We start from the raw sequence: 8,301 nt of genomic DNA on the forward strand, positions 1-8,301 counted from the left end.
ATCAAAAAAGACGACATGACACCCCAACAAGTGGCAGAACGTGACGAGATCGCACAGGAAGTGGCCAAGCTGATGACATTAAACGACAAATACAGGCTTTTAGAATTTGAAATCCGTAAACCTAATTCAAATAGGGGCTAGCACCATGAAACTATCAAGACAGCCAAGAAGTCCCCCAACGTGGACCACTTACCAAAATAAGCGAAGGAGATCAAGACAATGGCTAAAGTAACAATCACACTAGACACCGAAGACATGCAACTGACGGAAGAGTTTAAAAGCGTTGGCCAACTGGTAACGATGCTAAAAGTCGCCTCAAATGCTCCCAGCGCTCCATATATGACTAAAAGCGAAGTGGCTAGGTTCATGGGGCTTAAGTCAGTAACACCAGTTGATAAATGGATAAAGAAAGGTTTGCCAGTCGTTAAGATCGACGGGATGAATACACTCATCAAACGGCAAACGCTTATCGATTGGTTAGCAGAACACGAGACAACAGAATAATGCACATGATCCATAGAGCTTTAACGATAAATAAGCACTGGGCTAGGTGGTTTAAAGGCCAGCTTTATGGATCACAGGAGATCATACAGATGAATGATGACGAAATTATATTCGAGCCTATCGAGATCACAGAAACAGACTTGATAGACATAAGCGAAGAAGAATACACGCAAATGTTACAGGTTGAAGAAGAAGCATTAAACGAGCTTTTGGAAGACTTAAGAAAGGACTGGACGACATGAAGGAATTTACCAAGAAAGAGCGATTGAGATTAAATACTTGCTTGGAAAAAGTTATCACAGAAGAGGACGGCATTTACATCCCTACTAGGATAATGAACGTTAGCAAGCTGACACTTGAACAAAAACAGCTTTATGGCTTGTTATGTATGCAGGCAAGTAGTACGGGAGTAGTGGCCAACGGAACTCACCTTGTTTATATCCTAGGTGGCTTGACTGATGAAGTGGTCAAAGATCTGGAGCGATTAAAGCGACTTGGATACATCGCCCCTATCGTTAAAAGTACGGGCTTTTGTGAGTATACCGTAACAGACTGGCACATCTTGAATATCGATGACGTTATCAAGGTAAAAAATCAAATGATAAAAGGAGTGTACGCATAATGTTAGAACAAATCAAAAAAGACGCCTGCTGGTTGTTTGAAGAAGAACGATCAGACAAGGACGGCGTTAAATATGCTATGGCTATGTATTTATTATCGATCGGAGTATTTACGCTGATCTTTGGAGTAGCTGGACTAGTGACCCCTTTTGTGATCGAGTGGTTACGATCAAGAGCAAAATAAAAGCCCACTGGACACCACACCAGCAGGCACAAGCATTACATCATGACTAGAAATTACCGCAGATCTAGCATGAGAAAGGGAAATTTCACGTTACACGAAAAGCATAACACGAAAGGAATTAGTTACATGTTACACGAAAACAGTATCGAAAATCAAGTTAAAGCAATGAGAAAGGATAACAGTATCATGAATACTACAGAAAAAATGATCAAAAAGCAAAACCGAAACTTTAAAGTTAACTTATCTCATCTGATCCAAACGAATAAGCTTTCATTCAAAGAAGCTCAAGAAACACTTTTGACCTATGGAGATCAGTTAAAAAATGAAGATCCAAAACTATACAAAAAGCTTTGCGGTCTGATTGTCACACAAAAAATCATCAAAGCATCAAAGTTCAGGCTAGCACAAAATAAGTTGCCTATCAAAGGCCTTGAAGCAGTCTTAAAATACTACGGAACTGGGATAAAGCACTTTGATCCAGAGTTATACGATCAACTAAAAGCGTTGGAAGTCTCACCCAAGTTAAAACCGAAAGGATAAACAATTTATGACACCTAAACAATATACCTTAGAGCTTGCCAAACGTGGTTACAGAGTTTACCCACTAGTACCAAATACGAAGCAACCACTTAAGGGCCAAAGCTATCTGACAGCTTCCAATGATGAGCAGGAAATTTCAAACTGGTTTGACGTTCACGGAAATATCAACGTTGGTCTTGATCTTGCTTGGTCTTGGTTGATCGTGGTAGACATCGACAATCACGCAGGCGCTAGCATTAGAGATACAATCTTGAAATTGGCGGAATATGGTTACGATCTACCAGCTGAAACTTATATTGAACAGACCCCAAGCGGTGGCTTGCACTTCTTTTACACTGGTACGGTTCCAGTCAAACGAATTACAAATTTCATCCCTAACGTTGATCTATTGGCAGATTTTACAGTAATAGCCCCTAGTTCGATCAATGGCGATGCTTACAGGAGTATCACAGATCAATATAATTACACGAAGATAAGACCGGCGCCTTTATGGTTGATCCAAGCAATGCAAGAACGCAAACCAGTGTATAAAGATCAAACAAACAGCAAGCCGATCACGTCTAAAAAATGGACTGGCAAAAAGTTAGATGAAATAGTCACCGGGACAAACGCCGGGGATCGTAATAATTGGCTGACTCGCCAAATCGGGTGGCTAGTTCGGACCGGTGCAGATCCTAAAACAGTTTACACGATCGCACAACAGATCAACCGTGATTATATCACCCCACCGCTACCAGATAGCGAAGTTAACACGATTTTTAAAAGCATATTCAAAAGAGAGGTACAAAAATATGACAGATAAAAAGCAGATCAGCTCAGATAATGAAGTTAACGACTTGATCGAAAAGGTAAACGAACAACGAGCCAAACCAAAGCCACACGCAAAAAGTATCACGGAATTAAAGGAACGGCTTAGAGATGAAGGCGAGATCTGGCGGGATGAACACTCAGACTTTAACGAAAAGACTGGGGAGCTTAAAGTAAAACCGGTCACACCTCGGGCGGTAGCTGACATTTTAAAACGTACAGTACTTTTTGCGATCATCGGAAAAAACGAACAGGACCTAGAAAAAGCCCCACTCGTCTTTTACGATCCAGGCGACGGGATCTACAAAAAAAGCGAGCGTCTTATTAAGGAGCTAATCTACAGCGTTGAAAGAACTTTGACGATCAGACAAGCCAAGGAAGTATTTAACTATCTACTCGTAGACGCTAAGCCAAAGCATCCCACCGATGATAAATATTTGATCGTGGTAGGTAATGGCATATTTGATAAGATCACCAAACAGCTTAAACCTTTTAGCCCGAGTTATGTTTTTACTTCGAAGATCCATACTAACTACAACCAACAAGCCACAGAGCCTACTTTTAACGATTGGAGCTTATCGAATTGGTTAAAAGAGATTGCTCAAGGTGACGACAGCAAAGAGCGCTTATTGTGGCAAGTGATAGCCTGCACCGTGAACCCGAATTATACCGCTGAAGCTGCTGCATTTCTTATCGATGGCGGGGATGGACGCACAGGAAAAAGCACGTTTGAACGCTTGTTGCAAAATCTCGTAGGTGAAGGCAATTACTCATCATTGAAGCTTGATGACTTCGAGAATGATTTTAAGTTGGCTCAAGCGTATGGTTCTACTTTGGTGATCGGCGATGATAATCACCCGGACTCTTACAACGAAAAGAGCCAGAACTTTAAAAGTGTGCTGACTGGCGAGACTATCATCATCAATCCGAAAGGTACGCCACCTTTTTCCACCACTTTAAAAGTTTTTTGTGTGCAATCTATGAACGATACGCCCCGCTTCGGTGATAAGTCTAACGCATTGCTAAGACGTATCAGAGTTATCAAATTCAATAAGCAGTATCCAGATACACCAGCCGGAAGAAAGATCAAACAAGAGTACATCAAAGATAAACGATTGCTTGAATGGTGCTTAAAACAAGCCTTAGAACTAGACTTTGACATCTTGGAAGATACCAAAGAGAGTCAAGAAGCTATTTATAATATCAAACTTGATAATGACCCGGTGGCCTATTTCATTGAAAATTACTTAGATGAGACCATTAGTGATCGTGTACCAGTATCATTTTTATTTAAGTTCTTCTTGGTAGCTATGAAATATGAAAATAACCCGCAGACGATGAAACAAGCCACCTTTACCAGACGAGCCCGCCCGATATTAGAGGCCAAAGGATGGCGTTATAGTCGCAAGGACTTAGCACCAGGCAAACACTGGAATGAAAAAGATAAAGAACTTCTTGCCAAATACGGAGCACCGTTTGAAGATCGTACATTAGTAATTGATCCTCAAGCATACAAGCCACTTTTTGAACGTCCAAAGTTTTAAAAACGGTTAAAGCGCCCCTATTCGTACGGTAAGCATTGTAAAACAAGCAAAAAGTCGGTTCTCTGTAACCATTGGTAATTCTAGGTTTTAAAGCTCTTTACTGTACTTACTATACTTACTTCTTAATTAATTAAATATATATATAAATATATATTATATATGGCTATTCCCTATATAGAGAATTTGAGAGCAAAAAACAGTATAGTTTAGCAAGTAAATCGCTGTAACCCTTGTGGCTCTAAGGATAAAACTGCCGACACAAGCATTTTAGACATTATTTTTACCCCCTATTTTTTGTGGTGGTAATCATCAAAAATCAGAAAATGAGGCAAAATCATGAAGAAAAATCAGACTAGAAACAAGATCGACGAGATCAAAGAAATCATTTTAGACTATCTCAGTTACAGACATGTAATGAACTTCGCAGAGATCGAACTTATTTTTGATCTTTTTGGTATCGATTGGCAAGGAGATCAGATCATTGGCAAAACTAAGCAAAATATTGTTTTTTGGCATGGTTGGAATAAAGAAACAGCCACGGCGTTCCATGAACTATTTAACGATCACAAGATCTTTATCATCCCTACGAAAAAGGCACTTCCTGTTTATGACGAATTCGAGATCAAACCACTGATACCGATCGCACACGATCCTAAAGCTTATTACAATGATCTGCACTGGTTACCATCATTGATCCTTGATGAAGTTAGCACAGGTATCAAGCAATAGGTTCAAAGTATCACAGAAAGGAATTACTAACATGAACATCAAATATCCAAGATTGGTAGAAGATGCATTCGAAAAAGTATTCAAACACGCTGGCAAGTCCAAAGCTGAAACTTACCGCTTGTTGTTGGAAAAGAATTTCATCAACGAAGACGGAACGCCTACCGCTGAAGCTATCAAAAATGGTTTCGTGGCACTTGATGAAAAAGCAACACTGATCGAAGAACAAAAACGCAAGTATCCAATTTTTAGACAATTCGACGACGAGCACTTCATCGTTGCTAATGGTCATGTATACGTTGATGACTTTATCAGATTAGAGCTAGCACGTCAGACCTTGAGAGATCCACACGCCACAGGTAAGGCAAAAGAATTCGCAAGAAAAGAGATCGAATACTTGGACAGATAGCACAGAAAGGAAGATCATATCATGACAGAAGAAAACAAGAACTTGACCATTATTGACAGCTGGGACATCCCTAGCAAGGAAGAACGGGAGACGATCTTAAACTACTCCCACGATCTTGACAATTGGCACATTTATACAGACGTCCCAAAGCATGCACGCAAGTACGAGAAGTTTTTAGACGAGACCAAGCCACACCGCAAAGGCTACAGCGCTAACGGCGGAGTATTGGCAATGCTGGAAGGCTACTTGAATGATAGCGCCCTGGTATCTATCCGACAACGTGCAAGACTGACAGACAAGCAAAAAGAGTTGGCAAGTAAACGATTGGCAGAATTGAGAAAGAAACAAAACGCCTAAAATCGTTTTTAAGCTCAAGAGCGCCTATGCAGATAGGCGTTAAATCACATAACTACCCTATCGAGTGTAATTATACTAAGGAACCTGAAAGGAAGTTCAAACATGAATGTAATACCCACAAACTTAAACGATCTCAAGGAAGACATCAGACACGCAAGCCCAACACGTTTGCGGACGTATCAGATCCAACTAGAAGCCTACACCGCATTTATTTCAGTATATGACGGCGTGAAAGGATCGACGGAAGATAAGATCAACGCTGCTAATAAGATCATCAACGATCTATTTTTACTTGAGATGGACCAGCTAGGCTACTACTTTGATCGTGAGTGTGCAGAAGTAGCCAAAACAGGGCTAGAGTTTGCCTTGAATGAAAAATATAACGGTAAATTCGCTAAGAAAGTAAAACTACTGCCGTCCGTCATGCTATTAAGTCGCTACGGTTTTAGATCGATCATGAGCCACCGCTTAGAATTGTTAGCAGACGGACACGACATTGACCCGTATACGATCTATTACATGAACCGCTTGCGTGGAAACATCACACTTAAAGGCTATCCAAGTCTTAAGGCGTTGCGTAACATGCTTAAGATCGAATGTTTGACGGCGATCGAATACATCAAATCAGTAATAGCACCAATCAAATAAAACGCAAGGGATGCACTGGCTGACTGTTGGCATCCCTTTTAATTTATAGCGAAAAAGCCACGTCCCCACAAGTGGGCACGATCACCAAAGAAGACCGTAACCACAGTTACACACATCAAGGGCGTAGTTATAAATACGATCTTACGACCGCCGAAAATTCAAACATGGACCTATCCCAAAATGTTAGGAATTGTTGGAGCAAATTGCTCAGATTTGCTCAGGTCAAATGGTAGCAAATGGTAACATAAAACGTTGACAAATGTTGACATAAAATGCTGACAAATGCTGACATCAAAACGTTATTAGCACTGGCAATATGCTAGTTATTACGCCAAAAAGTGTGCGTACTTTTTGCGTTTTTGTGTGCACCCTTTTTTGATTTTTGTATGCACACCTTTTTAAAGCAAAAAAACACTATTCCAGAGCCTGTTAGAGCAACGGTAAAGGTACAAAAACCCTAAGAAAACCTAAGATAAGATGCTAGGAATTGATAGGATGAATTGCTGAAAAATGCTGAAATAAAATGTTGAGAATTGTTGAGGTCAAATGCTAACATTTGCTAACCTATTTTTTTGCCACAAGTAGCAACGTCGTAGAAAATATAGAGCTATGTAGTTACAGCCACACAGCAAATCACAACCGTAGTTATAGTTACGCTCGTTAGCCAGCGCCACGACTGGCGCTATAACTGGTTCACTTCCTAACGATCGGAAAAAATCGGAGTAAATGGCTACTTTTTTGATTGCTGAAATAAGCTAATATAAGCGTCCTAGCAGCGTTTTAACTTGCTTGAATGTAAATACCCTATCCGATTGCTAGAATTGCAGAAAACAGGGGTTACATTACGATGACATCCCTAGCCCTTAACCTTTGGCGCTATTGGCTTAGTAGTGGTTATTTTATTAGTTGCGATCGTGATTTCATGAAGTCGGAAAATGTAAACTTTTGTAAACCCTAATTATTTAAAAAAATATATAAGTTCCTGCAAATATAACAATAACTATTACAACGACTACTAAAAAATGTTGGAATATGTTGGAATTTTTTCAAGGGGTATTACAAACCTGGTCCGCCTTGATTGCTTGGAAGTGATTAGGCAAAATGCTAGAAAATGCAAGAATAAAAACCTATATTGACGCCAAATACAGGATATTGAGTGTTTATTGATGAAGTATTGACGATAATTGACCAAGAAACCTATAATGCTGGCGTTTTTATTGATTATTTATTGGCGAAAATTAGCATTTTTCTAGTAAAAAGACTTGCTTTTATATACGTAATACCGTATAATATAAATATAAGGTTAAGGAGGTGAGGCAGTGCCACCGAGAAAAAGAAAAGAGCCGAAAATCATTTCAATAATCAAAACCATTAAGGACTTAGCCGAGTGGCTAGCATTCTTACTAGGACTAGCACAAGGCTTAGAATGGTTGATAGAAACGATTAAACGACTCTTAAACTAATAACTTAAGCGGTAGGGGAAAACTTGGACGGCTCCCCTACTGTTTAAGAGTACCATAATCGGGAGCACTTAGGAAATGGAAAACTTTATGAAATTTATCAGAAAAACCAAGCCTATTTTATTTAAATTACTAATTGCCTTACTGGTGATCGATGGTATCTTATGGATCATTTTAAAACTACTAGGCAAGTAAGGAGCTGACAGCATGGAAAAGAAAACAAGTGAAGCCCAAGCAAGAGCACGGGACAAGTGGAACGAAAAGAACAAAGCCAAGAAGAAAGTATATAGCTATCGATCATACACCCGCAAATTTATCAAAGAGATGGCGACGATCGATGACATTCAAGAAATTAAACAGCTACTTGCTGAGCGTGAGCAAGAATTGCAAGAATAACCAACTATAGGGATGCTCAAGGCGTCCCTTTTTCGTATAACATCCCACACGATCGATTTCAAGCGTCAAAAATAAGCACACAGACACAGTTTACAGACATCAAATA

Annotated in this window: 12 protein-coding genes; all 12 read left to right on the forward strand. The window is 39.8% G+C overall.

Translation table 11 applies throughout. From position 1 onward, the window contains the following. Positions 1-219 precede the first annotated feature (219 nt). The 12 genes from Q9Q35_RS00780 to Q9Q35_RS00835 all read left to right on the forward strand — a co-directional run bounded on the left by Q9Q35_RS00780 (position 220) and on the right by Q9Q35_RS00835 (position 8,195). Positions 220-504 carry a hypothetical protein gene (locus tag Q9Q35_RS00780; protein ID WP_119448512.1) on the forward strand — a complete coding sequence of 95 codons (285 nt, stop codon included), beginning with the start codon at positions 220-222 and terminating at the stop codon, positions 502-504. Between the two features lie 89 nt (positions 505-593). Continuing rightward, positions 594-746 (forward strand): hypothetical protein, encoded by a 153-nt coding sequence (locus Q9Q35_RS00785; RefSeq protein ID WP_160192596.1) that lies wholly within the window; start codon positions 594-596, stop codon positions 744-746. Next, a complete protein-coding gene (locus Q9Q35_RS00790; protein WP_119448514.1) occupies positions 743-1,126 on the forward strand; it encodes a hypothetical protein in 384 nt (127 codons plus the stop codon). The genes Q9Q35_RS00785 and Q9Q35_RS00790 overlap by 4 nt, the downstream gene beginning before the upstream one ends. Continuing rightward, positions 1,126-1,308, forward strand: coding sequence for a hypothetical protein (locus Q9Q35_RS00795; RefSeq protein WP_119448515.1), 183 nt, complete (start codon positions 1,126-1,128; stop codon positions 1,306-1,308). The genes Q9Q35_RS00790 and Q9Q35_RS00795 overlap by 1 nt, the downstream gene beginning before the upstream one ends. 126 nt (positions 1,309-1,434) lie before the next feature. Next, positions 1,435-1,848: a hypothetical protein gene (locus tag Q9Q35_RS00800; RefSeq protein ID WP_119448516.1), complete on the forward strand. Its 414-nt coding sequence runs from the start codon at positions 1,435-1,437 to the stop codon at positions 1,846-1,848. 7 nt (positions 1,849-1,855) lie between these two features. After that, positions 1,856-2,650, forward strand: a complete 795-nt coding sequence (locus Q9Q35_RS00805; protein ID WP_119448517.1) for a bifunctional DNA primase/polymerase — start codon at positions 1,856-1,858, stop codon at positions 2,648-2,650. Then, the gene (locus Q9Q35_RS00810) at positions 2,640-4,199 is read left to right on the forward strand and encodes a phage/plasmid primase, P4 family (protein WP_119448518.1); all 1,560 of its coding nucleotides are present in this window, start codon (positions 2,640-2,642) and stop codon (positions 4,197-4,199) included. The genes Q9Q35_RS00805 and Q9Q35_RS00810 overlap by 11 nt, the downstream gene beginning before the upstream one ends. Positions 4,200-4,535: 336 nt before the next feature. After that, positions 4,536-4,928 (forward strand): hypothetical protein, encoded by a 393-nt coding sequence (locus Q9Q35_RS00815; protein ID WP_221677408.1) that lies wholly within the window; start codon positions 4,536-4,538, stop codon positions 4,926-4,928. 31 nt (positions 4,929-4,959) lie between these two features. Beyond that, positions 4,960-5,334: a hypothetical protein gene (locus tag Q9Q35_RS00820; protein ID WP_119448520.1), complete on the forward strand. Its 375-nt coding sequence runs from the start codon at positions 4,960-4,962 to the stop codon at positions 5,332-5,334. A gap of 21 nt (positions 5,335-5,355) precedes the next feature. Continuing rightward, on the forward strand, positions 5,356-5,691 hold the full coding sequence (locus Q9Q35_RS00825; protein WP_119448521.1) for a hypothetical protein: 336 nt from the start codon (positions 5,356-5,358) through the stop codon (positions 5,689-5,691). Between the two features lie 102 nt (positions 5,692-5,793). Next, entirely contained in the window at positions 5,794-6,339 is a 546-nt protein-coding gene (locus Q9Q35_RS00830) for a hypothetical protein (protein ID WP_221677406.1), read from the forward strand. Between the two features lie 1,667 nt (positions 6,340-8,006). Then, complete coding sequence (locus Q9Q35_RS00835) at positions 8,007-8,195, forward strand: hypothetical protein (protein WP_066023965.1); 189 nt, start codon at positions 8,007-8,009, stop codon at positions 8,193-8,195. The last annotated feature ends 106 nt before the right edge of the window (positions 8,196-8,301 follow it).

Source organism: uncultured Ligilactobacillus sp. (genome assembly GCF_948826705.1).
In the GTDB taxonomy this organism is placed as follows: domain Bacteria; phylum Bacillota; class Bacilli; order Lactobacillales; family Lactobacillaceae; genus Ligilactobacillus.

Bases quoted from the DNA above. Each gene is read 5' to 3' on its own strand.
- Q9Q35_RS00780 (WP_119448512.1), top strand. From the start codon at position 220: ATGGCTAAAGTAACAATCACACTAGACACCGAAGACATGCAACTGACG.
- Q9Q35_RS00785 (WP_160192596.1), top strand. From the start codon at position 594: ATGAATGATGACGAAATTATATTCGAGCCTATCGAGATCACAGAAACA.
- Q9Q35_RS00790 (WP_119448514.1), top strand. From the start codon at position 743: ATGAAGGAATTTACCAAGAAAGAGCGATTGAGATTAAATACTTGCTTG.
- Q9Q35_RS00795 (WP_119448515.1), top strand. From the start codon at position 1,126: ATGTTAGAACAAATCAAAAAAGACGCCTGCTGGTTGTTTGAAGAAGAA.
- Q9Q35_RS00800 (WP_119448516.1), top strand. From the start codon at position 1,435: ATGTTACACGAAAACAGTATCGAAAATCAAGTTAAAGCAATGAGAAAG.
- Q9Q35_RS00805 (WP_119448517.1), top strand. From the start codon at position 1,856: ATGACACCTAAACAATATACCTTAGAGCTTGCCAAACGTGGTTACAGA.
- Q9Q35_RS00810 (WP_119448518.1), top strand. From the start codon at position 2,640: ATGACAGATAAAAAGCAGATCAGCTCAGATAATGAAGTTAACGACTTG.
- Q9Q35_RS00815 (WP_221677408.1), top strand. From the start codon at position 4,536: ATGAAGAAAAATCAGACTAGAAACAAGATCGACGAGATCAAAGAAATC.
- Q9Q35_RS00820 (WP_119448520.1), top strand. From the start codon at position 4,960: ATGAACATCAAATATCCAAGATTGGTAGAAGATGCATTCGAAAAAGTA.
- Q9Q35_RS00825 (WP_119448521.1), top strand. From the start codon at position 5,356: ATGACAGAAGAAAACAAGAACTTGACCATTATTGACAGCTGGGACATC.
- Q9Q35_RS00830 (WP_221677406.1), top strand. From the start codon at position 5,794: ATGAATGTAATACCCACAAACTTAAACGATCTCAAGGAAGACATCAGA.
- Q9Q35_RS00835 (WP_066023965.1), top strand. From the start codon at position 8,007: ATGGAAAAGAAAACAAGTGAAGCCCAAGCAAGAGCACGGGACAAGTGG.